Genomic DNA, 25,470 nt, shown 5'->3' with positions numbered 1-25,470 from the left:
GCGAGGATCGTTTTTTCTATTTTTTGTGACATTCATCATCTTTCTTAGGTTTTACAAGCGTATCAATCCATTTGCTGCTGTTGATATCTCCAAGCTCACTGCCAAATTCCTCTTCTAAGATATCTGGGTCCATCGGCTTTTTATGGTCTTTCATGTCCTTGCTTTTTACATGCTTTTTAGTCATGAGATCCTCCCCCTTGTTTCCCTTTATGAGAATTTCGGTTTGCCTGACGGTCTCTTGATTGTTCATCAAATTGTGTTTGTCCTTGATCATGTGCCATGCTCTCTGTCGGTGTCATATTATTTGTCAGTGCTTCATTTTTCGCTGCTTTTCTTTTCATCTGAAATCAGTCCTTTTTTAACATATTTAGTTCTTCTCTTAATTGGTCTAGAAATTCCGTCATTTGTTTGACCGTCACCGGCTTTTCCTCTGGCTTTAACTCATAGCCGATTTGTCCATTGGCTTCTAGGGTGGCTTTTTTGAGACTGCTGATCTCTGTAATACCTTGCTGCTTTAAGCGCATTTTAAGTTGATCTCTTGTAAGCCTCGTTTTCTTCAACTTGTGATCAAGCATTTCTCCATCCTGCAAAATGACCACAGATTTCCCTGAAACCAATTTTTCAAAGAAATCAGATTGAATCGACAGCTTCTCCATGATGACAAGCGCCACAATAAAGGTAGCGGCTGCATAAATCGTTTCAAGTAAATTATGCTCAATAAAGGGTTGGATAATAATCGATCCGATTGAAATCATGATCACTGTTTGTTGAACAGTTAATTGACTAATGGATTTGGGCCCTGCTATTCTCAGCAGCAAGGTACCAACTAGCAGCATGACAATCGCTTTCCATAACACATCCAGCACGTCTCGTTCACCTCTTACCTATAGATTGCGAACATCGTATGTGATTTAGCCAGTTAGATAATGGAAATAAAAAAACAGCATTCGCTCGGAATGCTGTTTAGCCGATGATGACACGCTCTTTCGGATAATGATAATTCGCTTCGCTTTCTCTTCGGCCAATTAAATATAAAAAGCTTGGAATGCCGATACGTCCAATAAACATGACCATCATAATGATACACTTACCAAAAACAGAGAGCTCAGAGGTAATCCCTAATGATAGACCTGTTGTTCCGAAAGCAGAACAGACTTCAAATAAATTTTGAAGAAGCGTATTATGCTCGGATAAGGTTAATAAGAATGTAGCACCAAACACCAATATAAAGGCCATCATCGTCACCATCAGAGATTTGTTAATATCTGCTTGATGCAGTTCTCTTTTGAAAATTTTTATGGACTTATTTCCCCGGGCAAAATGAAACAATGCGAGTAAATTAAGGGCAAACGTGGTTGTCCGAATTCCGCCCCCGACAGAGCTTGGAGAAGCCCCGATAAACATGAGCAGACATAAAAATAACAGCGTCGGTTCTGTCAATTGAGTAATGTCTAATGTGGAAAGTCCCCCACTTCTTGTAGCTGTCGATTGGAACAATGAATAAAATAACACTTCGTGCCAGCTCTTTCCTAAAAACGTAAACCGTGCTTCAAGTGCATAAATCCCAATAGCGCCAACAATGACTAAGCTGCCAAACGTAATCGTTGTGATTTTTGTAAACAACGAAAACGATGCGTGCTTTCGGTCCTGATTAAATAAGTAATCCTTTACTTCCACGAGCACAGGAAAGCCAATCGCGCCAAAGATGATCAGCAACATCGTAATAAATTGGACGAAATAATCATCTTTGTATGGGATGAGCGAGTTCCCTGTAATATCGAAGCCACCATTGGTGGTCGCACTTATACTTGAGAAGAAGCCATGTAAGAATGCTGTCTGTACATCGTAATATTTGAGAAAATACATACTTAAGATCAGACCGCCTACAAACTCAATAAGTAAAATTAAATATAAAACCTGCTTCATTAATTTCACAATTCCTGATAAATTGCTCTGGTTTTGATCTGCCATAATGAGCTTTCTTTCTTTAATACCGATTCTTTTTCGCATGACAATCCACACAAAGGTACCGAGCGTCATAATGCCGATACCCCCGATTTGAAGGACAAACGCAAGGATCCACATACCTGCCACACTAAATGTTTGCGAGGTATCAACCACAGTAAGTCCTGTGACACTCACAGCACTCACCGCCGTAAATAATGCATCGATAAATGTCCACTTCACCCCATCCTGATGAGCGACTGGCAAACTGAGAAGAATAAGTGAGACGGTTACAGCGAGAAAATAATAAAGGGCAATCAGCTGGAAAGCCGATAGCCGGTCAATTAGCTTTTTAATTGGGTTCATTGTCATTCCTTCTTTTAACTTTCATTTTTCAATACTTATCATTTTAATGAAAAGAGACATGATTTTAAAGATATTTTATGCTTTATTTACTTTTTCATCAAAAAAGAAAAGACATCCTGTAACAGAATGTCTTTTCGTCTCTCTTATTTTGCTTCTAGTCTTCTAATTCTTTCGTTTAAATCAGGGTGTGTTGAGAAAAGAGAAGCTTTTCGTTTACCACTAATTTTAAGCGTAGCAACTGCTGTTTGATCATCATCTTTGATTCGTGACGTATACGCCTCAAGCGAGCGAAGCGCATGAACCATTTTATCTTTACCCGCAAGGTCAGCTCCCCCGCGGTCTGCATGGAATTCGCGGTGTCTAGAATATGCAAACACGACAAGGCTTCCTAGAACAGAGAAAATGATTTGGAAAACAATCACTGCAATAAAATGAACAATCGGCACAAGCTCTTCACGCGAAACAAAGCGACTTGCGATCCATGCCGCAATTCTTGAAAGGAAGACAACAAACGTGTTGACGATTCCTTGAAGCAGCGTCATTGTCACCATGTCTCCGTTCGCAACGTGAGCAACTTCGTGAGCGATGACACCTTCAACTGCTGCATCATCCATTTCATGAAGCAATCCAGTGGAAACCGCCACAAGTGATCTTCTCTTAGAAGGACCTGTCGCAAAAGCATTTACTTCAGATGATTGATAAATACCAACCTCAGGCATTTTAGAAAGACCTGCTGCTCTTGATAATCTGTGCACACGGTCGACAAGCTGCTGCTCATCATATGTTAAGGAATCCTTTTCAGGGTTCAACACACGTACACCCATCATCATTTTTGCCATCCAGCGAGACATCGCAAGTGACATGAACGAGCCAACAAAACCGACAACTGCACTGAATACTAACAGTGCCACCATATTAATTCTACCGTCTGCTCCTATATAAGAACCAACACCAGTTGCTGCACTAATAACCGATAGTACAATACCAATCGTAGTGATAACAAGAATGTTCGTTAATATAAACAGAAATATTCTTTTACCCATACATAACCTCCGCTGTCATATTAAGTTCATTTGAACTTATTAATAAAATTATAAAAATAAACGTCTCAAATTGCAAGGAAAAAGGAATCATTTCCTCTATTTATCATAACGGCTTAAGCCCCGTCACTTCAATATTTATGACATATACCACAGCTAAAAAGTGAATAAATTGTGACGTCACTTTGTGGATTTTAGTTTATTTTGCATTTTTATCAAAAAGAGATTATGATGTTGAATTAGATCAATGATGACGTTTTTGACATACAAACGAGGTGGAACAATGGGTGCTTTTAAATTAACGAGAATTGACATGACAAGTCTTCTTTATTCTCTAAAAGGAGAGGGAGATCTAACTCCGCTTCAGCTATTAAATTTATCTGTAAAAAAAGACAAACATCACGAACTTGACGAGCTCATCATCCCTTCTTTTTTTGAGAGGCTTGAACGACGGAAACAAAAATCAGAGCATGGACTCTCCACAAATGAAATTGTAGAATTAGGAAATCTTTGCGAACTGACTTCTCTTAAATCGACAGCGATTCAAAACTGGATCAAGCGTGATATTAAAGATATGATTGGCCACCCTGAGCTTGGAAAGAAGTACTCAATTGATCAGGTCGTTATTTTATTAATTGTGAGAGATTTAAAATCAGTTTTTGACTTTGATGCCATCCGCACCATCTTATCTGCCTTATTTAACACGATTACGGATCGAACTGATGATATTATTAGTCCATTGCGTTTTTATGAAGCATATGCGCATGTCCTTGATTTTATTTATCATCACACACCTTTTCCGTTAAAAGAAACAAACTTACGGGAAATCACAGAGGTACAGACAGATAAGCTACGTGAAGAATTTGCTGAATTATCGCAGCACCAATGGCGTTTGATCAAAGGTATTATCAGTTCAACCGTTTTTTCTGTCTTTACTTCACACTTGCAAAGTACAGCACAAGAAATGATGTTTCATACACTACAGCATCAGGATTAAAAGAACCGAGGTGAATCATCACCTCGGTTTTTTGTACAGCAATTGCCAGCATAATTGCATGCCGTTTTCTTCAAAATAAGAAGGCGCAACAAACATCTTGAGGTGAAAGGAGGAATACGGACATGGCAAATCGAAATCAGCTTCTTGTTCCTGGAGTAGAACAAGCATTAGATCAATTTAAATACGAGATCGCTCAAGAATTTGGCGTGACTCTCGGTTCAGATACAGTCGCACGTGCAAACGGTTCTGTTGGCGGTGAAATTACTAAAAGACTCGTTCAACAGGCTCAATCACAAATGGGTAATCAATCTAAATAAAAGCATGGTGAAATACGCCGGAGTGATTCTGGCGTTTTTTTATTGTTCATATGTGTGCTCATACCAGTTCTCACGATACGGGGACGGTGCACCTTTTCCTTGCTTCTTCATATGTTCTTTTTTTCGATCAGAGGACGGCTGCTTTTGATTCCTGTCGTTTTTTTTTGCGTGCTTTTCAGCGCCACCACGCGATGTGCCGTTTGGATTCCTTTTGTCATCAGGTTCCGTCGAGTGATTTTTTTTTTGTTCTTTATCGATAGAACGATCCTTTTCCTCTTTTATTTGATTGTCTTTGCTTTTATCATCAGGTTTTGTTTGATGAGGCTTTTCAATAGATCCTTGCTCTTCCCTCTTTTGGTCCTTTTGCTCTTTGTCTTCAGCTTCAGGAGCCTCTTGATCTGGCTTCATCTCTTCGCTATCGCCTGACTTGATGTCTTCTTGTTTGTCTTGATCTGCTTGGTCTTCATCATCTTTTTTAGGCTCTTCTTCTTTGACAGCATCACTCTCTGCTGCGTCTTCATCCTTTTGAATGTCTTCTTGTTCTTTGTCTTGCATTTCTTGATTTCTAATATATGTGCCTGTTGAAATGCCTGCCTTTTGAGCTTTTTCTCTTGTTTCCAGGTCACTTTCTACAGTTTCTAGCTTGTAATCGCGCTTTTGATATTCACCAGAAATGGTGTTAATTTTACTTTTGACGTTGGTTTTATATGTATGGTCCTGCTTGTTTTCATAAACCGTTGAAATATAAATACTCTTAGAATGGTTCACGTAACCTTTTTTATCACAGTCATCTATGATTTCCTGCACAACTTTGGTCATGTCGCTTTTTTCCAAATCCTTCATACTGGCCAGTACTTGTTTCGCATCTTTATTCAGTGGTGTGACACCAATCACTTGGTAATTGTGATCAAGCTTCAGTTCAAAGCTTGGATTAATGTCAATTGTCATATATGCATATGCTTTTTGACTTGAGAAAGATGGCATCATAGTAAAAATCACGACAATAATCGCAGCGATTGATAGGATTCCTGCATTTAAAGGACGTAAACGAAGCAAGTCAAAAAAACCGGCTTTTTTTCTTTCGAGACGTGATTCATTCGGAAATGTCACTTCTTGACCGATTTCATAATCTTGCTGTTCATATTTTGTCCGCAGAAATTGTCCATCAGGGGTCAGCAGCGTGACATATTTTTTGTTTTTTTCTACTATAATGCCTCTTCTCATGAATTAAGCACCCCTTTAAGGTAATCTTTCAAATACACATAATCACCCGTCATAATGATCGCCATCGCAATGATATATTTTCTATTTCTCTCAATCGTTTTGCGGCTGACTTCCACTAGTTTTTCAAGCTGTTTGACAGGTAATTGTTTTTTCTGAAATAAAATGGTTCGGAGCTCATCGTGTTCAACGAGTGTGTGAGCTACTTTAATGGCATTTTGCCTGGCATCTGCATGCTTTGGTGAATGTTCAAGCAGCTCTTGAAACGTGAGACCGTATACTTTTAATCGTTCTTTAAAATGTTCAATTTCTTCTCTTCTATGTTCTTGTTCAATTAAACGTCTATATTCATTTGTAGACAGCTCTGCTTCAATCATGCTTTGAGAATACTCGCCATTTTCACTTTCTTGCAGGTCCATTTGAACCGTTGGCGCATTTCTCGCTTCTTTTCGAATATAGTCGATCACTTTTCTTTTAATAATTAATTCTGCGAAAGCAAGGAGTGAGTTTCCTTTTTCGGCAGAGTATTTTTCTATCGCTTCATTAAAGGCAATTAAGCCAATGCTGAATTCATCATCTTTTTCATCTATATATCGTTTACAAACGGATGAAACCGTCTTAGCGACAAATGGTTTGTATTGCTCTATTAATGCATTTTGCAGCTCGGTATCACCTTGTTGGATACTGATAGCCGACTGCTCTAATGTTTGCTTTTTCTTTCCTTTTTTAAACAAAAGGCTAAGCAATGGTTTCACCTCAGTTCTCCCTATATTACTCATTTATGATAGCTAATTTATGAGGGAAGCGCAAAGGAAGAAATGAGGAATTCATTTCCTGTTACTCAATTATGACATGTATATCATCATCTACTTTACAATGATTCGTCTAAAAGCAAAGAAATAAGGGGGTATCTCCCCCTTATTTGTAATATACGTGTTATGAAAATGAAATGATATTTCTTTCAAAAAACCTACTCTTCTAGGCGTTCCTCTTGTTTTTCCTTGATTTGTTGCCCACCTTTTCTTGATGGACTTGATAAAAACCAGCCAAATGCTGCAATTGCGAGAAGCACTGTCCAGAAAATCACTTTCCATAATGTTGAATGAATAAAGTGAGAAGACACGATACCAATGGCTGGATGTGACAGTGTATAAAGTGTGAGCTTCACACCAACCCACCCAACAATGACAAAAGCAGCTGTTTCTAGGCTCGGTCTTGTTTTGAGCAATTTCACGAAGACAGTTGCTGCAAATCTCATGATGATCAAACCGATGATACCACCTAAAAGAATGACAATAAATTGACCACCATCAAGTCCACCAATTTGCGGAAGACTTGTTTTCGGCAATGTTACGGCTAATGCGACGGCCGCTAAGATGGAATCGACAGCAAAAGCGATGTCAGCAAGCTCGACTTTTACAACTGTTGCCCAGAATCCACTTTGCTTCATGTTAGTGTCTGATTCCTTTTTCTTAAATACGTGCGATTTTAAAATATGGTGAATGGAAATATAAAGAAGATAAATTGCGCCAATCGCTTGAACTTGCCACACATCCACTAAAAACGAAATAAGAAATAGAGAACCAAATCGCATGACAAATGCACCCGCAAGCCCGTAAAACAGTGCCTTTTTTCTTTGCTTTTCTGGAAGGTGTTTCACCATCACAGCCATGACCAGCGCATTATCAGCAGCTAAAATCCCTTCTAATCCAATCAGTACGAGAAGAACCCACCCGTACTCTAAAATAATTGCTGCATCCATCATCATTCCTCCTTGTTTTCATCTATTGTCCCACAACAGACAAAGGCTTATGAATGCAAAAAAGACCTTTGCCTGTAATGGCAAAGGTCTTGCTAGACATGTGATATGTAGAATCATGCCAACAAAGCCGATGGAACTTAAGTCCATGTAATGACGACTTTGTTTCCGGTAAAAACCGGACGCTACTCCCCTTTGGTGGGATTTAAGAATATTTAGATTACTTATATTTTAATCAATAGACAATGTAATGTCAACAGGTGACTTTCACCCTGGTCCAACGATTAAGCAGTTGGTGTTTCTGCTTTTCTTTTTCTACGTTTCACCCATATATACATCGCGAAAAGCAACACAATCCCGATTCCAATCGGCAAGAGATATGGATCTAACATTGCGCCAACCTCTTTCCAGTTCTCCCCGAGCACAAATCCAAGATACACATACACAAATGTAATAGGCGTAATCGCTAAAAACGTGTACAGGCAAAAGACCCACACATTCATCTTGGCTATACCGCACGGGATGGAAATAAGCGTTCTAACCCCTGGAATAAACCGGCCACTAAATGCGACGAACCCACCATGCTTTTCAAAAAAGGCATCCGATTTATCAAGCGACTCCGGTTTCACAAAAAAGTACTTTCCATATTTATTTAAAAAGGGCCTGCCGCCATAACGTCCTAACCAGTACAAAGTCAAAGGACCAGCCACGCCGCCAATAGAGCCAGCTGCTACAACACCGATGAAGGCCATGTCCCCTTTGGAGACCCAGTAACCCGCAAGAGGCAGAACCACTTCAGCAGGAACAAATTCAATACATAGAGCAAGGAAGATGCCAAAGTACGACAAGTTCTTAAAGGCATCAGCTAAAGAAATAATAAAATCTTCGATGTTTATCAATCCCTTTCACACATAATCGTTTAACTGATTCTCTCTCTTTTAGAATCGCACATATATTAAACGAATAAAACAGAAAAAACGATTCACTTTTCGTCGTTTTTTTACATTAAATTTGATTTTACTATAAAAACAGGTGAAAAAACGCTGATTATGGTATTTAAGTGAAGGAAAAGTGAACACAGAAGCCATTCAATCCGATATATTAAGTATACGTCTGTTTTAAGATACTGGAGGTTTTCTTACATGACCCATTTAACAGGAAGCTACAATGGATGGCTTGTCTTTCTGTCAATCGCAGTTGCCGCTGTCGCCTCCTACTCAGCTCTTCAATTAGCCAGCCGAGTGGCACAGTCAAGCGGTGCGAAGAAAAAGGTATGGCTGATCGTTGGTGCCTTGATCATGGGAATGGGGATATGGTCGATGCATTTTATCGGCATGATGGCATTTCACGTGCGTGCTGGCATCACATATGAAACACCCTTGCTCATTTTATCGATTTTGGCATCTTTTGTCGGATCCTTGATCGCATTCACAATATGCATTCAAGAACAGCTCTCCACAAGACGGCTGCTCATTAGTTCAATCACCATGGGCTCAGCTATTTGCAGCATGCATTACCTTGGAATGGAATCAATGGCCAATGTCTCCATCAGCTATGATCCAGTCCTCTTTTTTCTTTCGTTTTTCATTGCTGCGATAGCGTCTTTCTTTTCGCTTCATCTCTTTTTTCGGCTCCATCGATCCGGAAAAAAACAGGAGGATCATCTGTTAAAAATAGTTGGTGCACTTGTGATGGGCGGGGCTGTTGCTGGGATGCATTATACCGGTATGGCTGCTTCTACTATGTTTTTTCATTCAGATGGTCAGTCTTCCGGGGGTGGTTCTCTTGAATTATCACCATTCAGTCTGTCGATTTTCATCGGTTTAATGACACTGATTGTCCAAACACTGATGATTTTTGGTGCCTATATCGATCACCGAATCATGAAGCAAGCGGATAAGCTGAAGGAAAATGAACAGCGATTTCAATCACTCATCAAACATAATATCGATGGCATTATCGTGTTATCGGTCAATCGAAAGGTGCTTTCTGCAAACGACTCAGGTAAACAAATCCTGAAAATGTGTAATTCTTGGATTGGTGACGATGTTAGCCAATACGTCATGCCAACTGACATGTGGGAAGAATTTATTTATGAGTCAAAGAAAGCCATCACTCGTGAAGCAGAATTAAAAGCAGCAGATCGCTTTTATTATTATCATGTCACTTACATACCTGTTCATGTCAACAATTCGCTTGACAGTATTTATCTTGTCTTAAAAGATTTAACGCAGCAACGGATTGCAGAAAAAGAAATTCATGTCATGGCACATTATGATGCGTTAACTGAGCTCCCTAATCGGCGCCATGCCATCAACCATTTAAGTGATGTTCTCTCCGCTCAAGAAGAGACGGGTACATCGACAGCTGTTCTTTTTCTTGATTTGAATCGTTTTAAAATTATTAATGATGCACTTGGTCATAACATAGGGGACTTACTTCTTAAAGCAGCTGCGAACAGACTGACGCAATGTTTACCAGACAACGGCTTTATAGCAAGACTAGGTGGGGATGAATTTTTAATGATCTTCCCTGATATGGGGCATGACACACAGAAAATTGAACAGCTTTCTCAAAATATCATTCGTCAATTTGAGCGTCCTTTTTTCATTCAGAATCATCAGCTCATTACATCTATTAGCATTGGAATTGCTATTTCACCTCAGAATGGCAAAGATGGGATGGAATTAATGAGGAAAGCCGATATGGCGATGTATTTATCTAAAAAACATAAGCAAAGTCGTTATGAGTTTTTCACCGAATCAATGGAAAGATCAAGTGAAGACAGGTTGAACCGAGAGCTTGAGTTACGGGATGCCATTCAAAGAGAACAGTTCGTGCTTCATTACCAGCCTCAAGTGAGTGCGAAAACAAGAGAGATGACTGGCGTAGAAGCTCTTCTAAGAATGAAAGCACCCGATGGTTCGTTAAAATCACCTGAGGCTTTTATTGAGCTGGCAGAGGAATCAGGTCTGATCATCGATATTGGCAGATGGGTCATTGATACCGCATGCAGGCAGGCTAAAACGTGGGATGATAATGGTCTGAAAATTCCTGTGGCTGTTAATTTATCTGCGAAACAATTTAATTCTGAAGACTTAATTGATTTGATTAAGCTAACACTGAAAAAATACGATCTGACACCGTCACTACTCGAGCTTGAAGTCACAGAAAGTATGACAATGGACAATATCAAGCAATCAAAACAAGTGCTGACGTCACTGAAACATCTAGGCGTTCGCATTAGTATTGATGACTTCGGTACAGGTCATAGCTCCTTAAGCTATTTAAAGGATTTACCCATTCATCGACTAAAAATCGACAAATCCTTCATTGAAGATATTTTAAATGATTCAAAATCTGAACAAATTACAGGTGCTATTATCGCGATGGGACATCAACTATCTCTTGAAGTCATAGCAGAAGGTGTTGAAACCTTTGCACAAGCGCAGCTTTTATCTGCACAAGGATGCGACGACCTGCAAGGCTTTTATTATGCAAAGCCCCTTCCAGCAAGCGATATCGAAAAATTCATTGCCTATCCAGCGCATCAGAAGCTGGACACATAAAAAAGGTGCCAATCATGGCACCTTTTCGTTCTATCTAAATAATAAATGTTGACTGTGAATACCTGCTTTTTTCAATAGACTAATCAATTGTTCTTGTTCTTCTCGCGAGAGGCCAGAAAAAGCACGCGCAATCCGGAGAGAATGAATCGGATAAATTTTATCAAGATAACTGCGCCCTTTATCTGTTAAATGGGCATAAACCGACCGTTTATCCTTTGGGTCCTGCTCTCTTTCAATGAAACCATTTCGTTCTAATTTGTCAATTACGTACGTCACATTCCCGCTCACAAGCAGGAGTCTTGAGCCGATTTGCTGAAGTTTTTGAGCACCTCTCGTATACAGCAGTTCAAGAACCGCAAATTCAGTTGGATTAAATCCATGCTCTTTGCTGTCTCTAATACTGTGTTCTGAAACGCTTTTAAATGCTCTTGCAAATACTTTGTAAAGTGTCATTGAACGTTCTACTTCTTCTTCATTAAACGATAGTCTCATCACATATCTACCTCTTATAATATTTTTTTAACTTCAAGGCTTTCTTGCGGTGCAGTTGGAGCCTTTCGTAAAAAATAGAAGTACGTTTTTGAAAACCCTTTCAACCACATAAGTGACTCCATTCGTGTTATGTATAAGATTTCGATATAAACTTTTAAAATCCTTCTTATTTTTCATAACCATCTCGAAAAAAAGGTTTTTTAGCAAACCATCAATATCCGACATGGTTTAACATAATCTGTAAAGACTCTATGTTTTCTTACACTGCATTCGTCAAATTTCTACAAAATTCAATATTGCTATAATATTAAACAAAAAAAGAATCCCCAATGTGACATGCGCACATTTCAAGGGATTTTCACAATTCACGCTCTGTTTTGTTGAAAAAGAAGTGATACTCTTTTTTTAAGTCACTAATTGTCATGTTTTTTGCCGTATTTGGACTGTACACGCCCAATGAACAGAGCTGTTTCGTATAATAATGTCTTTCCTTTGCTAAAGCTTCTGTTAAGATACGCCGCACCGATTATCCCCTCCTATCAATATGATATGGACTAGGTGCTTATGAAGACCTTTTATACAAATCGTTTTGTACGGCTCTTAGAAGAGCATGTGCATTCTGACCTGCCGCCTGCATGAATCGCTCCAGTAATTCATCCCTTTTTATATCTAATGCGATGATTTCTTTTGCCATACAGATGATCTGCGTTTGCTCCATCATATGCTCCTCCTCCTATTTCAACTCATCATCATTATATGCATGCGCAACACTCTTTTCACATCTGTTGTCAACTTTCCTTCCATTGTTTTTCATTTTCATGTTTTTGTGTTATATTTTCTAACAAACAATGATTTTTTTTCGTTGCTATTCTGTATAATATGAAGAAAAGACTTGCAGGGGTGAGTATATGACGCAGGAAGACGTATCTTATAAAGATAAAAAAGTCATTTCAATCGGGATTGTCAGTGAATTAACAGGGCTATCTGTCAGGCAAATCCGATATTATGAGGAACGCAGACTCATCTACCCCCAGCGCTCAACAAGAGGCACGCGTAAATATTCTTTTTCTGATGTAGAACGATTAATGGATATCGCCAACAAACGAGAAGACGGTGTGCAAACAGCGGAGATTTTGAAAGACATGAAGAAAAAAGAACAGGCCTTAAAAAGCGGACAATATAAGAAAAAGATGCTGGAAGGTCAAATTAACGCACACTTCCGGTACAAAAATCGATAAACAAATAAAATATCGCTGAATCTTTTAGGCCTTGTTTGTAGTTGGTTTTGATCATGGTTTCATAAAAAAGAGACAGCTTTTTTGCTGTCTCCGTTCCATTTACGACTAAGAGCTATTTTCGTTAGAGTATCGCTTTAATAGTTCTTGTACTGGCAAACTATTTGTATTGCTCATGCCAACAAAATATTCTAATTGCCATTTCTGCGTTTCGATAGATTGTTTGCTAGCATGAGTAAAGGTATTGATCACCATAAAAGCAACAAACTGTCCTATCTTAGTAGGCGTTATTTTTGCCACTCTAAAACGAATCGGCTTTGAGTTTAGCTGAAACACACCAGCTCCATATTCCGAATTTTGGACTTCTTCTCGGACAGCTTTCAAAGACATACGATTAGGTTCATAAAACATTTTATTTACATACGTTAACGCGTTATAAAATTCATTCACTGCTTTATCCCCTTATTTATTGCTCATTCCAACACTCTATCACATAGCGTTTAAGTATATGGTTAAGTGCAGGCGATCTAGCGTTCATCCATTCGTTCAGGAAGCGAAACAGTTCGTTCATTGACCACATTCCCCGTGTTTAGCGTCGTTTTTGGTTCAATTAAGAGCAAATGAACTTCTTCTTCAGCAACTGGCTGATGTTCAATTCCTTTTGGAATCACAAGAAATTCTCCTTCATGAAGCGCTATTTCTCTATCCCTAAAACGGATGACTAGATTGCCTTTCCATACAAAGAACATTTCATCCTCATCATCATGGTGATGCCAAATGAATTCACCCTTAATTTTTACCATTTTCATGTATGAGTCATTCAATTCTCCACTTATTCTAGGGTTCCAATAATCATTTATTTGCGAAAATTTCTCTTGGATATTCACCTTTGAAATCAATAGATTCCCTCCTCATTTACTTGGAAACGTCTTTTTTATGTTTTCTAAGCTAAAACTCCCTACCTTGTAAATTCTCCTCCTCATCATCAGACACCAAGGGGCACATGTGCATCAACCTCTTGTATGATTAAGTTTACTTATTCTATTGGATCACGTAAAATCAAAAAATAGGGTATCATTCATCACAATTAGTGATGCAAAAAGGAGCATTATTTTGGATATTACATCTTTGGAAATATTTAAAGCAGTAGCTATTGAACAAAGCATTACAAAAGCTGCTGAGAAATTAAATTATGTGCAGTCCAATGTCTCTGCACGAATCCAGCGTCTTGAACAAGAATTAGGTGTTCCTCTTTTCTATCGATCTCACAAAAAGATATCCTTAACGCCAGCAGGACGAGAACTGTTGCCATATGCAAACAAATTACTCTACGATTTTGAAGAAGCGATAGAGGCCGTAAAGCTTTCCTCTACTCCGCGAGGAACTTTGCATATTGGATCTATAGAATCTACTGCTTCGACAAGATTGCCCAGCATATTCGCGGCATATCATAAGACATTTCCACAAGTAGAATTAAGCATGTATATGGCACCTACTGTAGATCAGGTTGATGCTATTCTCAACTACAAGGTAGATGGTGCACTGGTTGATGGGCCCATTCTTCATCCCGACATTATTGAATATCCTGTATTGGAAGAATCCCTTGTTCTCATTACAAGCTACTCCCAGGAGGAATTCCATGTAGAATCAATTTTACATGAACCTTTGCTATCGTCATTTGCGCATTGCATCTATTTGGGGCGTTGGCAACGATGGTTAGAGAGCAAAGGCTTTGCTCCGATGAAGGTAATGGAATATGGCTCTTTAGAGGGCGTGCTTAAATGCGTTGAGAATGGCCTAGGGGTTACCGTATTACCAAAATCTATGGTTGAATCTCGGATGCAAGGAAGATTTAGCTGTCATCCATTACCGGAACCATATAGAATAGTGCCCACTGTGTTTATAAGACGCAGCGATTCTTACATGACCAGTGCCCTCTCACATTTTATGGAATTCATAGGCATAGCTCATATGTGATCAGTCATTTGAAATAAAAAAGAGGATAGCTAGAGCGAAATTCTTTCAACTCTTCTATCCTTTTAGCTTTCATTGAGAGGAAGCTTCAGATCCTTCAACGAGCCCTACAAAGTCAATCCGTACACCGCCTTTTTCAGGATCTTCTATGACCCGCATGGCCAGTGCTTTTTTCTTCCCTGTTTTTTCATCTTCGTAATTCGCATGAAAGACATGAATGCTGGCTTCTTCCAATTGAAAATCATCATAAGAAAGCGTCTCTATGCCCCATTCTTTTTTCATTTTCAGCATGTCATTTGGGCTTGGGACAGCGCCTTCAACATAGATATTTTCTATTTTTTGTTTATTTCCTTCGGTAATAGCTTTAATCATCTGTTCTGCTGCCACTAGTCTTCTGTCTTTTCCCTCGTCTTCTCTTGAACATGCACCTAGCAAAACAATGCACATGAAAATGAATAAAATCTTCTTCATTGTTCTCTCCCACCTTCTCCTTAAAATGTAAAGGATGGAAGCGCTATATGCAATCTTTATTCAAAAAAGACTGTAAAACGTCACGTTTTACAGTCTTTTTGCTACATCAGTGTGTGAAGGAATGCTGTAGCAATTCCAAAATAGATCAGTAAGGATAAAATATCATTCAATGTAGTGATCAGTGGCCCAGATGCAATGGCCGGGTCCACATTTAATCTGTGTAAAATAATCGGCACGACCGTACCTGCCATTGTCCCAATAATCAGTGTTGCAAGCAGTGAGGAACCGACAACAAAACCTAAAATCATATTGCCTTGCCACACCATTGCGACGATTGTAATAATAATGGAACAAACAATCCCAATGTAAATACTTGCTCTCAGCTCTCTAAAAATAAGGCGCATAATGGTTTTTTTTGTTAATTCTTCTTTTGAGAGCCCTCGAATGACAACAGCAAGAGACTGTGTCCCTGTATTCCCTGTCATACCAGCAATCATCGGCATGAAGAATGCTAAAGCTACAACTTGCTGAAGGGTATCTTCAAAATAATTTAAAATACTGCCTGAAATCAGCCCGATGAACAAGAGCAAAATGAGCCAAGGAAGACGGCGATATGCCGCCACAAATGCCGGTGTGTCGAACGTGATATCTTTACCAGAGGCAGCAAACTTTTCATAGTCTTCGCCTGCCTCTTGAATGACAACATCAATGATATCATCGACTGTCACAATTCCGACTAGGACATTGTTTTCTTCCACGACAGGAATCGCAAGAAAATCATATCGTTCAATCAGCTTTGCGATTTCCTCCTGATCTTGAAAGGCTCCAACGGCAATGACTCTTGTAAACATGAGATCCTGTACTTTTTCATCCGGTTCACCTAAAATGAGATCCCGGTATGAGAGCACGCCTACGAGTTGTTTTTGATCATTAATCACATATAAATAGTTGATTGATTCCGCAATTTCAGCAAAGCTTTTCAGCTTCACAACTGCATCCTGTACTGTAAAATGCTGAGGAATCCAAACAAAACGGTTGGTCATGATCCGTCCCGCAGTCTCAGCAGGGTAATTCATAAGAAGCTGGACGGCTTTGGATTCCTCTGCTTCCATGTTAGATAAAAGCTGATCCTTTAGCTCATCCTCCATCTCATCAAACAAGTTGGCTAGATCATCGTTATCCATTTTGTTTGTGACGAAGGTCGCTTTGTCTTTCCCTACTTTTTCAAGGACGATTTCTTGATATTCACGCTCCAGCTCACCCATCATTTCTGTCACGTCATCGACTGGTAAAAAGCTGAGGAAGCGGCTGCGGTGTTTCTCTGGAAGCTCTTTAAATAAGTAGGCCATATCATATGGCTGAAGTTCTTCCATGATGTTTTTAAATTCTTTTCGTTTTCCATCTCTTAATAAAATAATGATGCGTAAAATGAGTTCATCGTACGTTATATTTTGTATCATCGCTGTTACCTCCCCAAAGTCAGGAGATACCCGAATCCCTTAGAATGTGCGGGGGTCAGGATCTCCTCTATCTGATGTCTCGATCTGATCTTTTGACATATTCTCTATGTGTCTCGAATCGGGATGATCCATCCCCACACCTCCTTTTCCCATAAAAAAACACCTTCAACCGAATGAAGGCGCTTTGTAAGCATGACAAATAAACACTTGCTCCTTCAATCGTAGAGCTTTAGCACTGTATGGCATAGGAAAAATCCAGCTGCATTAAAAATCACCTTATGTCGATGATTTCTGTTGACCCATTGGCGTCTTTGGACATTTTTGGGCAGCAGCGTATCTCCATACAGGAGCCTCACCTAACGAAGTCTCATATTGTTGACACACTGAGATTACAGAAAAAGTGCAGTGATGTCAATAAGCAAGTTGCCCAGTTTCCTTATGTATTCGCTTACTTTTCAAAAAAAGAGCGATAGACAAAGTAGACCATCGCCCTTTCACTGTTTTTTATTCCTCTTCTGGCTGATTCATATCCTCTTGGGAGAGGAGATGAAAAGAATCATGCAAAAACAAAGCATATCCTTCTCCGTCAGGGTGCGGAACATATTCCGCATGGTCCATTGTTTGCTCTTCTTCTTTTTTCTTCATATTCTCTCGCCTCCTTTCCCCTAGTTTGTCCCAATGAAAAAACCTTACACATGAAAGTGTAAGGTTTCAGATTGTCGACAAAGGGCTAAAATGAACTTTATTTTAGCCCTTTGTCTTCTTTTCAGCTCAGCGTGATAGAAAACCTTTGAAGTCTAGGAAGGACGAGCACTGGCGCGGAGCGAATTTGACATTCGTGAGCACCAGCGCGCAGGACTGACAAAGAATGCGAGGGTTTGTCTACACGCTGAAAACCTTACACATGAAAGTGTAAGGTTTCGTTGTGGCTTAATCATCCCATTCTTGCTTTAGGATTTTGCCTGTTTTAGCGGAAATCTCAAAATCAACTTCCTCGCCGTTTGGTGTGGTGATTTCGACTTCATATAAGTACACGCCCTTTTCTTTATCTAAATCAGAATCTGTGACTGTCCCTTTTACTTTTGCAAGAGCAATTTGTTCAGCTTGCTTTTTAGTGATTTTTACATTTTGTTTCTTTTCTTTGACCGGATCATTCAGCGCTTTTCCTGATTTAGCATCGACATATACTTTATATTCAAAGCCGCCTTTTTTAATCTCGACCTCATACACCCATTTTCCTTTTTTACGCTCAAGATCCACATCATCTACATACCCTTTCACCACTTTTAGGGCTGCTTTTTCTGCTTGTTTCTTTGAGACAAACGAAGATTTCTTTTGCACCACTTGCTCCGCGTGTGCTGTTTGATTTGTATTTTGCGCTTGAAGTGTGAAACCACCTGCGACAAGAGTTCCTGTTAATGCTGTAGCTACTAGTACTTTTTTCATCATGTTCATATCCTCCTCTATTTGATTTCTCCTTTATCTTAAAGAAACAAGATGATAAAGGAAGGAAAGAAACATGAGAAAATCATGAGAAAAGGATTAGTTTTCGTACGTAATTCCTTCAATATCCCCTGTATATGCGTTTACAAGTACCTCTGCCTCTCGCCCGTCAGGCAAATCGAGCTCCACCTCAAATACGAGCATACCGCTAAATGTTTCTAGATCGGCATCATCCACTGTCCCTCCGACTTCTTTTACTGCAATTCGGATGGCTTCTTCGACCGTGATTTTTGTCATTTTCTTTTCTTTGGAGGTCGGGCTTTTCTTTTCTGCTTCAAGCACTTTAAACGTTTGCTTGTCGACATCGACTTGATATAATTCTTTTTTTGATTGGATCGTAAAGATAAAACGATCCGATTTTTCTTTCTTTTGAATGACTGTACCGCTCACTTTTTTAACAGCCGCTTCTTCTGCCTGAAGCTCAGCATTTTTTTCATTTGGTTTTTGATAGCTTTTTATTTGTCTAATTTCTTTCATTTGACCGCTTGCGGAAGATGCAATGATTTGATAAATGCCATTTGCATTTTCCAGCGTCAATGTATAGTCCTGTTTATGATTGATTAAATCAATTTGTGTAATGTTTCCATTGTAGTCTTTTGCAATTATTTTTTTCATTTCTGCTTCACTCAATATCTTTTGATCAATGGTTTGAATCATGAGCGTTGCAAAGGCCGCAAGAACGACGAGACATCCTGCGAGCGCAAGCATCATTTTCGTTTTTCTAGACATGCAGCGCCTCCTTCCTATTTCCTATTTTATAAGGAGGAAATGAGAAATTGATGAGAAAAGACCTATTTATTTCGGGAAAAGAATGGTCATGGTTGTCCCTTCGCCGATTCGGCTATCTACCTTCAGCTCAGCTCCATGCTCTTCTGCAATTTGCTTCGCAATTGAAAGACCAAGACCCGTTCCGCCGGTCTCACTGTTTCTTGCTTCATCCACACGGAAAAAGCGGTCAAAGATTTTCGGAAGATCCTCTTCTTTTATGCCAATCCCATGGTCACCGACTGAAATAAACGGCCTTTCCTCTTTCCATCCGCAGGTCACATCAACTGGTGCTGTACTATATTTGACCGCATTATCAATCAAGATGGTCAAAAGCTGTTTGATTTTCTCTTCGTCTCCTTCCGCAATAAGCGGCTGATCTGTTTGCACACGAGATTGAATGGTTCGATTGGTGGCCACTTCAAGTGTATGACAAAGCTGATTGCACATATGACCAAGATCAACTGGCTTCATATCCACATAGAGCGGCTGACCATTTTTTGCAAGTGTCAGCAATTGATCTGTCAGTCTTTTCATTTTTTCCGCTTCATCATGAATCGCTTGGGAGGATTCTTCTACAACCTCTGGACGTGTTTGCCCCCAGCGCTTCAGTAAATTGCTGTAGCTCATAATGACCGTAATCGGCGTCTTTAATTCGTGTGAGGCATCATGCAGAAATTGCTGCTCTTTTTCATAATGCTTCTCGAGAATTTCTGACATTTCATTAAAGGTTTGGCCCATTTGATACAATTCATCCTTAGAATCGCCTGATAATTCGATTCGTTTAAACGCCTTCTCCTTCATACTCGCCTTCATCGTACTCGTCATTCGACTAATCGGCCGGACGATTTGTTTTGTTAAAATGTGGCCTGCAAAATAAGAAAGCACAATAAATAAAACGCCCGCAGCCATTAAAATCATTTTTAATAGCGCTAAGTTCTCTTCTGTATTTTCGATTTCTTCATATACTTGAAGCGACACAATCTCGCCATTTGTCCATATCACCGGAATCGCAGCGAACGCAACCATATGCTTGTTATATTCTTTGATTTCTGCTGTCTGCCCAGATTCATATGAAAAAGGCAATGAACTAAACGTTGACTCCTTTGTGACAGTCAACTTTGATTCATCCGTTTCTGTCACGACACGGATCATACCATTTTGGGGCAGGTATGCTTTTAGCAGCTCTGATGATGGAAGACCTTCTTCTTCTGATTTTTTTAAAGCGATGGCGATATTTTCAGCCACTTCAGACAGCCTGGACATATCTTTTTGCGTCAAGGTGATTGAAAAAATAAAATAAATGGCTGTATGAAATAAGAGCACCATTAAAAACAGAGACAACGACGTATAAAGCTGGATCTTATTTTTTAATCTCATGCTTTATCCTTTCATCACATAACCCACACCTCTCACTGTGTGAATCAGTTGTTTTTCGAATGGGTAATCGACTTTTTTCCTTAAATAACGGATATAGACATCCACCACGTTCGTATCGCCAAAATAATCAAAACCCCAAACAGCAGTTAAAAGCTGATCTCTTGTGAGCACTTGCTGCTGATGCTTCAGCAAGTGGACAAGCAGGTCATATTCTCTCGGCGTGAGTTCAAGCATTTGGCCTGCCCTTTGTATGTCTCTTGTTTTCTCGTTGACAGTTAAATCTGCAATGCTCAGCTCGGTCTCCTTCTCTTGTTGCTCGTTTATATTCAATCTGAGTTGCGCACGAATTCGCGCTAATAATTCTTCTATGTCAAAAGGCTTTGTAATATAATCATTCGCTCCAAGATCAAGCCCACTTACCTTATCAGGCACACTATCTCTTGCTGTAATCAACATAATAGGTGTCGCCGTATTTGTCTTTCGAACTCTTCTCAGCACTTCAAGACCGCTTAATTCTGGAAGCATAACATCAAGCAGCACCAAATCGAAGCTTTCTTCTTCTAGAGCCTGAAGTCCATCTATTCCTGTCTCTTTGACCGTCACCTCATACCCTTCATACTGAAGCTCTAGTGACAGCACCCTTGCAATTTTCTTTTCATCTTCGACTACGAGTATCTTCCCTTTGTTCATCTCTATCTCTCCTATCTAAAAGGCAAGCTTGTCTTTTCATTATTATATGTTGCCTATCGCATTTGGAACAGTCATAATCTTCATGGCTATTTTTTTATGAAGGAAACATTTATTTTTGAACAAAAACATTACACATCCCTTTCACATCGCTTTTATTGCTTGATTTCATTATTTTTTAGTTTGCCTCTTTTAGTTCTTTTCACCCATTTTCATCTGAACAGGTGCAAGCTCACTATGCAGCATTTCCTTCTTTTTCATATGATATCAAGAGTTTTCCTCAAAAGCTGAGTTCTTTCGTCAAGATGTGAGGAGAACTGCATTTTCGATAATAGATTTATTATTTGAAAAATTATTACAATTGACCCTTTCCGATCAAAAGTTTCTTTTATACAATAACATTACGCAGCCTGAATCTACTTTGAAAACAAAATAAGGAGGGCTTTCTTATGAAAGGTGAAATTCGCTTAATTCCGTATGAAGTAAAAGCCAATGTGATGGAAGCGAAAGAGACGCCGGAAAGTATTCAGGAGATTAAAGCACCCGAACTTTGGTCAAGTGGCTTCAAAGGAAAAGGCATAACCATTGCTGTCCTTGATACAGGTTGCGACACAGAGCATCCCGACTTAAAAGATCAGATTATCGGAGGTAAAAACTTTACCGATGATGACAACGGAGATGCTGAAAATGTGAAAGACTACAACGGGCATGGTACCCATGTAGCAGGAACGATTGCTGCAACGGATCAAAATGGTGGAATTTTAGGGGTTGCTCCTGAAGCAAAGCTGCTGATCGTGAAAGTTCTTGGCGGTGAAAACGGCAGCGGGAAATACGAATGGATCATTAATGGCATCAACTATGCCGCAGAGCAGAAGGTGGATATTATTTCTATGTCTCTCGGTGGTCCAAGCAATGAGCCCGCCTTACAGGAAGCCATTCAAAACGCGGTGAAAAGCGGTGTACTTGTTGTGTGCGCAGCAGGAAATGAAGGAGACGGAGACGAGCGTACGGAAGAGTTCTCCTACCCAGCAGCATACAATGAAGTCATTGCCGTCGGCTCTGTCTCCCTTGCAAGAGAATCCTCTGAATTCTCCAACGCCAATAAAGAAATCGACCTCGTCGCTCCAGGAGAAGACATTTTATCCACTCTCCCTAACCATAAATACGGCAGACTAACAGGCACATCGATGGCCGCCCCTCACGTAAGCGGTGCACTAGCCATTATTAAAAATGCCGAAGAAGAAGCGTTCCAGCGCAAGCTGTCAGAGCCTGAGGTCTATGCTCAACTTGTCAGAAGAACCCTACCACTGAAGCAATCGAAAGCCCTCGTAGGGAATGGATTTTTATATTTAACTGCACCTGATGTGCTTTTAGAAAAGACATTGGAAGCAGATCTTTTATCTCTATAACTTGAATAGAGGTCCTGAGAATAGATTGAATTTTCTCAGGATTTTTTTAATTAAAATTATTCAAAATTTACTTTGACGAAATGAAGTGGACGTTATATAATCGAACACAATAAATTCATAGTTTGAGAGTCGGTAATTCGATCACACGTCGAATTTTAATTGGGAAGACCGGTGAAAATCCGGCGCGGTCCCGCCACTGTGAGTGAGGAGAGCTTTTCTAATGAATCCACTGTCATCAGGACGGGAAGGATGAAAAGCTTGCAGATTCACCAGCCAGGATACCAGCCGCTCTATCACATCAAACCCCCTACGGTTGATAGGAGATGTCGGAAAAGCGTCAGTTCTGCTCACGCCTTATTTCGTACACACATTTTGTCTTTTTAAACCAGACATTTGCCCTCATCAATCTTCACCGTGAGTGTAAATGTCTTTTTATATTTAGAGGAGGAATTGGAATTGACAATTGTTAAAACAAGTAATCTAGGTTTTCCGCGAATTGGTTTAAACAGAGAATGGAAAAAAGCACTTGAGTCTTATTGGAAAGGTCAAACGGACCGTGAAACCCTCTTAAGCACACTTGATGAACAATTTTTAACTGCCATTAAAACACAAATTGATCAACAAATTGATGTTGTTCCTTCTGGAGACTTTACCTTCTACGATCACGTGCTCGATACTGCTGTTATGTTCAATTGGATTCCAGAGCGCTTCCGCAGCTTAAAGGACCCTCTAGATACATACTTTGCGATAGCAAGAGGAACAAAAGATGCTGTCTCAAGTGAAATGACAAAATGGTTTAATACAAACTATCACTACATCGTTCCAGAATACGAAAAAAGCACCGAATTCAAACTCACACATAACAAACCGCTTGAAGCTTACGAAAAGGTGAAAAAGGCGTTTGGTGTTGAAACAAAACCTGTTGTACTTGGTCTTTATACATTTGTATCACTTTCTAAAGGCTATGAACCAAATGAAGTAAAAGAGATTCAGCAGCGCCTCATCCCTCTTTATACACAGCTTTTAAAAGAACTTGAAGAAGCCGGCGTCAAATGGGTACAAATTGATGAGCCAGCACTTGTCACAGCTTCATATGAAGACGTAAAAGCCGTCAAAGAAATCTATCAAACGATCACAGAAGCCGTACCTGCCTTAAATATTCTTCTTCAAACATACTTTGATTCAGTAGATGCGTATAAAGAGCTTGTCACATACCCTGTTGAAGCTATTGGTCTTGATTTTGTCCATGATCAAGGACGCAATCTTGATCAAGTGAAAAAACACGGATTCCCGAAAGACAAAATTTTAGCAGCAGGCGTCATTGATGGAAGAAATATTTGGAGGTCAGATCTTGGCGAAAGATTGACGTTCGTTTCTGAGGTCATTGCCGGCGCTCAGCCGAAGGAAGTATGGTTACAGCCTTCAAGCAGCTTACTTCATGTACCCGTTGCAAAACACCCAAGCGAACAGCTTGAAGAAAAACTATTAAACGGACTGTCTTATGCCACTGAAAAGCTGGCTGAATTAACAACATTAAAAGAAGGCTTAACAAAAGGCACCGCAGCGATTGAAGCCGCCATCAATGAAGCCGAGCAAGCACTTCTTACTTTAAAAGAATTTGCAAAAGGAACCAATGCGGATTTCACAGCAGAACGCAACAACCTTTCATCGAAAGACTTTAAGCGTCCTATTGCCTTTGAAGAACGCCTTCGTATCCAAAACGAATCTCTTGAACTGCCGCTCTTACCAACAACAACCATTGGCAGCTTCCCGCAGTCTGCTGAAGTGCGCAGCGCTCGTCAAAAATGGCGTAAAAATGAATGGACAGATGCAGATTATGATGAATTTATTAAGAAAGAAACAAAAAGATGGATTAATATTCAGGAAGAAATCGGTCTGGATGTTCTCGTACATGGAGAATTTGAACGTACAGACATGGTTGAATACTTTGGTGAAAAGCTAGCCGGATTTGCCTTTACGAAATTTGCTTGGGTACAATCCTACGGATCACGCTGCGTGAAGCCGCCAATTATTTATGGAGATGTCGAATTTACAGCACCAATGACCGTGAAAGAAACGGTATACGCACAAAGCTTAACGGAGAAAAAAGTCAAAGGAATGCTGACAGGTCCTGTCACGATCTTAAACTGGTCTTTCCCAAGAACAGATATCTCCCGAAAAGACATTGCCTTCCAAATCGCTTTCGCATTACGTAAAGAGGTAGAAGCGTTAGAAGAAGCAGGGATTCAAGTCATTCAAGTGGATGAACCTGCACTTAGAGAAGGTCTTCCGCTCAAGGAAAGTGATTGGGCAGACTATTTAAACTGGGCAGCAGAGTCATTCCGACTATCAACATCATCTGTTCAAAATGAAACGCAAATTCATACACATATGTGCTACAGTAACTTCGAGGATATTGTAGACACGATCGAAGACCTTGATGCCGACGTGATCACAATTGAACATTCACGAAGTCATGGTGGATTCCTCGATTATTTAGAGAAACATCCGTATTTGAAAGGTCTAGGACTTGGTGTATATGACATCCATAGCCCGCGCGTTCCATCTGTCGAAGAAATGAGTCAAATCATAGATGATGCATTGAACGTGTGCCCGACAGATCGCTTCTGGGTGAATCCTGACTGTGGACTAAAAACAAGACAAGAGCCTGAAACCATTGCTGCTTTGAAAAACATGGTAACGGCGGCTGAAGTCGCTCGTAAAAAACTGGCGCAGCATGCATAATTGATTCTCTCTCCCCTGCTATCACGGCGGGGGATTTTTATGTGCAAATTGTCCTTTGTGACCATTTACTAGGATGTTTCCTTTTCTAGCATGATTCGTTTATACTAGAGAAGTCAGTCGAACAAAGGGAGGAAGA

27 protein-coding genes, 1 pseudogene and 3 riboswitches are annotated in these 25,470 nt (G+C 39.8%); of the genes and pseudogenes, 7 read left to right on the top strand and 21 right to left on the bottom strand.

The genetic code is table 11. The features are described from left to right. Window positions 1-16: 16 nt before the first annotated feature. The 5 genes from MKX52_RS06300 to htpX form a co-directional block, all read right to left on the bottom strand. Window positions 17-184, bottom strand: a complete 168-nt coding sequence (locus MKX52_RS06300) for a hypothetical protein (protein ID WP_162900847.1) — start codon at window positions 182-184, stop codon at window positions 17-19. Continuing rightward, entirely contained in the window at window positions 177-341 is a 165-nt protein-coding gene (locus MKX52_RS06295; protein ID WP_088004399.1) for a hypothetical protein, read from the bottom strand. The genes MKX52_RS06300 and MKX52_RS06295 overlap by 8 nt, the downstream gene beginning before the upstream one ends. A gap of 6 nt (window positions 342-347) precedes the next feature. Continuing rightward, a complete protein-coding gene (locus MKX52_RS06290) occupies window positions 348-866 on the bottom strand; it encodes a YetF domain-containing protein (RefSeq protein WP_012009726.1) in 519 nt (172 codons plus the stop codon). A gap of 97 nt (window positions 867-963) precedes the next feature. Further along, on the bottom strand, window positions 964-2,310 hold the full coding sequence (locus tag MKX52_RS06285) for a TrkH family potassium uptake protein (protein ID WP_012009725.1): 1,347 nt from the start codon (window positions 2,308-2,310) through the stop codon (window positions 964-966). A gap of 143 nt (window positions 2,311-2,453) precedes the next feature. Continuing rightward, the gene (gene htpX, locus MKX52_RS06280; RefSeq protein WP_342491683.1) at window positions 2,454-3,353 is read right to left on the bottom strand and encodes a protease HtpX; all 900 of its coding nucleotides are present in this window, start codon (window positions 3,351-3,353) and stop codon (window positions 2,454-2,456) included. A 280-nt stretch (window positions 3,354-3,633) separates the two neighbouring features. Between htpX and MKX52_RS06275 the strand changes: the two genes are divergently transcribed. Further along, window positions 3,634-4,347, top strand: coding sequence for a DUF1836 domain-containing protein (locus tag MKX52_RS06275; protein ID WP_012009723.1), 714 nt, complete (start codon window positions 3,634-3,636; stop codon window positions 4,345-4,347). Between the two features lie 122 nt (window positions 4,348-4,469). After that, window positions 4,470-4,664: an alpha/beta-type small acid-soluble spore protein gene (locus MKX52_RS06270; RefSeq protein ID WP_003211343.1), complete on the top strand. Its 195-nt coding sequence runs from the start codon at window positions 4,470-4,472 to the stop codon at window positions 4,662-4,664. Window positions 4,665-4,703: 39 nt separating this feature from the next. On the opposite strand, the gene MKX52_RS06265 is transcribed toward MKX52_RS06270, so the two are convergent. The 4 genes and pseudogenes from MKX52_RS06265 to MKX52_RS06250 all read right to left on the bottom strand — a co-directional run bounded on the left by MKX52_RS06265 (window position 4,704) and on the right by MKX52_RS06250 (window position 8,543). Then, the gene (locus MKX52_RS06265; protein ID WP_012009722.1) at window positions 4,704-5,888 is read right to left on the bottom strand and encodes an anti-sigma factor domain-containing protein; all 1,185 of its coding nucleotides are present in this window, start codon (window positions 5,886-5,888) and stop codon (window positions 4,704-4,706) included. After that, window positions 5,885-6,640, bottom strand: coding sequence for an RNA polymerase sigma factor SigI (gene sigI, locus MKX52_RS06260; RefSeq protein WP_012009721.1), 756 nt, complete (start codon window positions 6,638-6,640; stop codon window positions 5,885-5,887). Before sigI ends, MKX52_RS06265 begins: the two co-directional genes overlap by 4 nt. A gap of 215 nt (window positions 6,641-6,855) precedes the next feature. Continuing rightward, window positions 6,856-7,747: pseudogene (locus MKX52_RS06255) on the bottom strand (TerC family protein); the annotation flags it as partial. Then, a riboswitch (yybP-ykoY riboswitch) is annotated at window positions 7,743-7,850 on the bottom strand. (Overlaps the previous pseudogene by 5 nt.) A gap of 78 nt (window positions 7,851-7,928) precedes the next feature. After that, the gene (locus MKX52_RS06250) at window positions 7,929-8,543 is read right to left on the bottom strand and encodes a DedA family protein (protein ID WP_144468513.1); all 615 of its coding nucleotides are present in this window, start codon (window positions 8,541-8,543) and stop codon (window positions 7,929-7,931) included. Window positions 8,544-8,786: 243 nt separating this feature from the next. Here MKX52_RS06250 and MKX52_RS06245 point away from each other — a divergent pair, with 243 nt between their 5' ends. After that, a complete protein-coding gene (locus MKX52_RS06245; protein WP_342491682.1) occupies window positions 8,787-11,213 on the top strand; it encodes an EAL domain-containing protein in 2,427 nt (808 codons plus the stop codon). 30 nt (window positions 11,214-11,243) lie between these two features. Here the strand turns inward: MKX52_RS06245 and MKX52_RS06240 are convergent, their stop codons facing one another. The 3 genes from MKX52_RS06240 to MKX52_RS06230 all read right to left on the bottom strand — a co-directional run bounded on the left by MKX52_RS06240 (window position 11,244) and on the right by MKX52_RS06230 (window position 12,423). Then, a complete protein-coding gene (locus tag MKX52_RS06240; RefSeq protein ID WP_088004396.1) occupies window positions 11,244-11,708 on the bottom strand; it encodes a MarR family transcriptional regulator in 465 nt (154 codons plus the stop codon). A gap of 355 nt (window positions 11,709-12,063) precedes the next feature. Then, the gene (locus tag MKX52_RS06235; protein WP_012009717.1) at window positions 12,064-12,228 is read right to left on the bottom strand and encodes a hypothetical protein; all 165 of its coding nucleotides are present in this window, start codon (window positions 12,226-12,228) and stop codon (window positions 12,064-12,066) included. 39 nt (window positions 12,229-12,267) lie between these two features. Then, window positions 12,268-12,423 carry a hypothetical protein gene (locus MKX52_RS06230; RefSeq protein WP_088004413.1) on the bottom strand — a complete coding sequence of 52 codons (156 nt, stop codon included), beginning with the start codon at window positions 12,421-12,423 and terminating at the stop codon, window positions 12,268-12,270. 190 nt (window positions 12,424-12,613) lie between these two features. On the opposite strand from MKX52_RS06230, the gene MKX52_RS06225 reads away from it, so the two are divergent. Further along, entirely contained in the window at window positions 12,614-12,943 is a 330-nt protein-coding gene (locus MKX52_RS06225) for a MerR family transcriptional regulator (protein WP_012009715.1), read from the top strand. A 105-nt stretch (window positions 12,944-13,048) separates the two neighbouring features. On the opposite strand, the gene MKX52_RS06220 is transcribed toward MKX52_RS06225, so the two are convergent. Next, the gene (locus MKX52_RS06220; protein WP_342491681.1) at window positions 13,049-13,390 is read right to left on the bottom strand and encodes a MepB family protein; all 342 of its coding nucleotides are present in this window, start codon (window positions 13,388-13,390) and stop codon (window positions 13,049-13,051) included. 77 nt (window positions 13,391-13,467) lie between these two features. After that, entirely contained in the window at window positions 13,468-13,839 is a 372-nt protein-coding gene (locus MKX52_RS06215) for a cupin domain-containing protein (protein WP_012009714.1), read from the bottom strand. Between the two features lie 214 nt (window positions 13,840-14,053). Between MKX52_RS06215 and MKX52_RS06210 the strand changes: the two genes are divergently transcribed. Further along, window positions 14,054-14,917: a LysR family transcriptional regulator gene (locus MKX52_RS06210; protein ID WP_088004395.1), complete on the top strand. Its 864-nt coding sequence runs from the start codon at window positions 14,054-14,056 to the stop codon at window positions 14,915-14,917. Between the two features lie 69 nt (window positions 14,918-14,986). Here the strand turns inward: MKX52_RS06210 and MKX52_RS06205 are convergent, their stop codons facing one another. The 7 genes from MKX52_RS06205 to MKX52_RS06175 form a co-directional block, all read right to left on the bottom strand. Further along, the gene (locus MKX52_RS06205; protein WP_088004394.1) at window positions 14,987-15,385 is read right to left on the bottom strand and encodes a hypothetical protein; all 399 of its coding nucleotides are present in this window, start codon (window positions 15,383-15,385) and stop codon (window positions 14,987-14,989) included. Window positions 15,386-15,486: 101 nt separating this feature from the next. After that, entirely contained in the window at window positions 15,487-16,845 is a 1,359-nt protein-coding gene (gene mgtE, locus MKX52_RS06200) for a magnesium transporter (protein WP_342491680.1), read from the bottom strand. 207 nt (window positions 16,846-17,052) lie between these two features. Further along, window positions 17,053-17,216: riboswitch (M-box (ykoK) riboswitch) on the bottom strand. Between the two features lie 133 nt (window positions 17,217-17,349). Beyond that, window positions 17,350-17,490, bottom strand: coding sequence for a hypothetical protein (locus MKX52_RS06195; RefSeq protein ID WP_003212346.1), 141 nt, complete (start codon window positions 17,488-17,490; stop codon window positions 17,350-17,352). A 285-nt stretch (window positions 17,491-17,775) separates the two neighbouring features. After that, on the bottom strand, window positions 17,776-18,294 hold the full coding sequence (locus tag MKX52_RS06190) for a PepSY domain-containing protein (protein ID WP_342491679.1): 519 nt from the start codon (window positions 18,292-18,294) through the stop codon (window positions 17,776-17,778). 93 nt (window positions 18,295-18,387) lie between these two features. Next, a complete protein-coding gene (locus MKX52_RS06185) occupies window positions 18,388-19,077 on the bottom strand; it encodes a PepSY domain-containing protein (RefSeq protein WP_012009708.1) in 690 nt (229 codons plus the stop codon). Window positions 19,078-19,143: 66 nt separating this feature from the next. Then, window positions 19,144-20,493, bottom strand: coding sequence for a HAMP domain-containing sensor histidine kinase (locus tag MKX52_RS06180; RefSeq protein WP_144503388.1), 1,350 nt, complete (start codon window positions 20,491-20,493; stop codon window positions 19,144-19,146). A 3-nt stretch (window positions 20,494-20,496) separates the two neighbouring features. Then, window positions 20,497-21,183, bottom strand: a complete 687-nt coding sequence (locus MKX52_RS06175) for a response regulator transcription factor (protein ID WP_012009706.1) — start codon at window positions 21,181-21,183, stop codon at window positions 20,497-20,499. A 446-nt stretch (window positions 21,184-21,629) separates the two neighbouring features. On the opposite strand from MKX52_RS06175, the gene MKX52_RS06170 reads away from it, so the two are divergent. Further along, window positions 21,630-22,589: a S8 family peptidase gene (locus MKX52_RS06170; RefSeq protein WP_012009704.1), complete on the top strand. Its 960-nt coding sequence runs from the start codon at window positions 21,630-21,632 to the stop codon at window positions 22,587-22,589. A 113-nt stretch (window positions 22,590-22,702) separates the two neighbouring features. Further along, a riboswitch (cobalamin riboswitch) is annotated at window positions 22,703-22,894 on the top strand. Window positions 22,895-23,045: 151 nt separating this feature from the next. Next, on the top strand, window positions 23,046-25,334 hold the full coding sequence (gene metE, locus MKX52_RS06165) for a 5-methyltetrahydropteroyltriglutamate--homocysteine S-methyltransferase (protein ID WP_342491678.1): 2,289 nt from the start codon (window positions 23,046-23,048) through the stop codon (window positions 25,332-25,334). Window positions 25,335-25,470 lie beyond the last annotated feature (136 nt).

This window comes from Bacillus sp. FSL R5-0422 (assembly GCF_038610765.1).
Taxonomy (GTDB): Bacteria; Bacillota; Bacilli; order Bacillales; family Bacillaceae; genus Bacillus; species Bacillus pumilus_O.
This window is presented reverse-complemented; position numbering and strand designations above follow the sequence as displayed.

What these genes read in the sequence shown, in the direction of transcription:
- mgtE (WP_342491680.1), bottom strand. Translation starts at nt 16,845, where the DNA reads ATGATACAAAATATAACGTACGATGAACTCATTTTACGCATCATTATT.
- MKX52_RS06190 (WP_342491679.1), bottom strand. Translation starts at nt 18,294, where the DNA reads ATGATGAAAAAAGTACTAGTAGCTACAGCATTAACAGGAACTCTTGTC.
- MKX52_RS06275 (WP_012009723.1), top strand. Translation starts at nt 3,634, where the DNA reads ATGGGTGCTTTTAAATTAACGAGAATTGACATGACAAGTCTTCTTTAT.
- MKX52_RS06195 (WP_003212346.1), bottom strand. Translation starts at nt 17,490, where the DNA reads ATGAAGAAAAAAGAAGAAGAGCAAACAATGGACCATGCGGAATATGTT.
- MKX52_RS06180 (WP_144503388.1), bottom strand. Translation starts at nt 20,493, where the DNA reads ATGAGATTAAAAAATAAGATCCAGCTTTATACGTCGTTGTCTCTGTTT.
- MKX52_RS06285 (WP_012009725.1), bottom strand. Translation starts at nt 2,310, where the DNA reads ATGAACCCAATTAAAAAGCTAATTGACCGGCTATCGGCTTTCCAGCTG.
- MKX52_RS06245 (WP_342491682.1), top strand. Translation starts at nt 8,787, where the DNA reads ATGACCCATTTAACAGGAAGCTACAATGGATGGCTTGTCTTTCTGTCA.
- MKX52_RS06265 (WP_012009722.1), bottom strand. Translation starts at nt 5,888, where the DNA reads ATGAGAAGAGGCATTATAGTAGAAAAAAACAAAAAATATGTCACGCTG.
- MKX52_RS06270 (WP_003211343.1), top strand. Translation starts at nt 4,470, where the DNA reads ATGGCAAATCGAAATCAGCTTCTTGTTCCTGGAGTAGAACAAGCATTA.
- MKX52_RS06170 (WP_012009704.1), top strand. Translation starts at nt 21,630, where the DNA reads ATGAAAGGTGAAATTCGCTTAATTCCGTATGAAGTAAAAGCCAATGTG.
- MKX52_RS06225 (WP_012009715.1), top strand. Translation starts at nt 12,614, where the DNA reads ATGACGCAGGAAGACGTATCTTATAAAGATAAAAAAGTCATTTCAATC.
- htpX (WP_342491683.1), bottom strand. Translation starts at nt 3,353, where the DNA reads ATGGGTAAAAGAATATTTCTGTTTATATTAACGAACATTCTTGTTATC.
- MKX52_RS06300 (WP_162900847.1), bottom strand. Translation starts at nt 184, where the DNA reads ATGACTAAAAAGCATGTAAAAAGCAAGGACATGAAAGACCATAAAAAG.
- MKX52_RS06175 (WP_012009706.1), bottom strand. Translation starts at nt 21,183, where the DNA reads ATGAACAAAGGGAAGATACTCGTAGTCGAAGATGAAAAGAAAATTGCA.
- MKX52_RS06230 (WP_088004413.1), bottom strand. Translation starts at nt 12,423, where the DNA reads ATGGAGCAAACGCAGATCATCTGTATGGCAAAAGAAATCATCGCATTA.
- MKX52_RS06295 (WP_088004399.1), bottom strand. Translation starts at nt 341, where the DNA reads ATGAAAAGAAAAGCAGCGAAAAATGAAGCACTGACAAATAATATGACA.
- MKX52_RS06205 (WP_088004394.1), bottom strand. Translation starts at nt 15,385, where the DNA reads ATGAAGAAGATTTTATTCATTTTCATGTGCATTGTTTTGCTAGGTGCA.
- MKX52_RS06185 (WP_012009708.1), bottom strand. Translation starts at nt 19,077, where the DNA reads ATGTCTAGAAAAACGAAAATGATGCTTGCGCTCGCAGGATGTCTCGTC.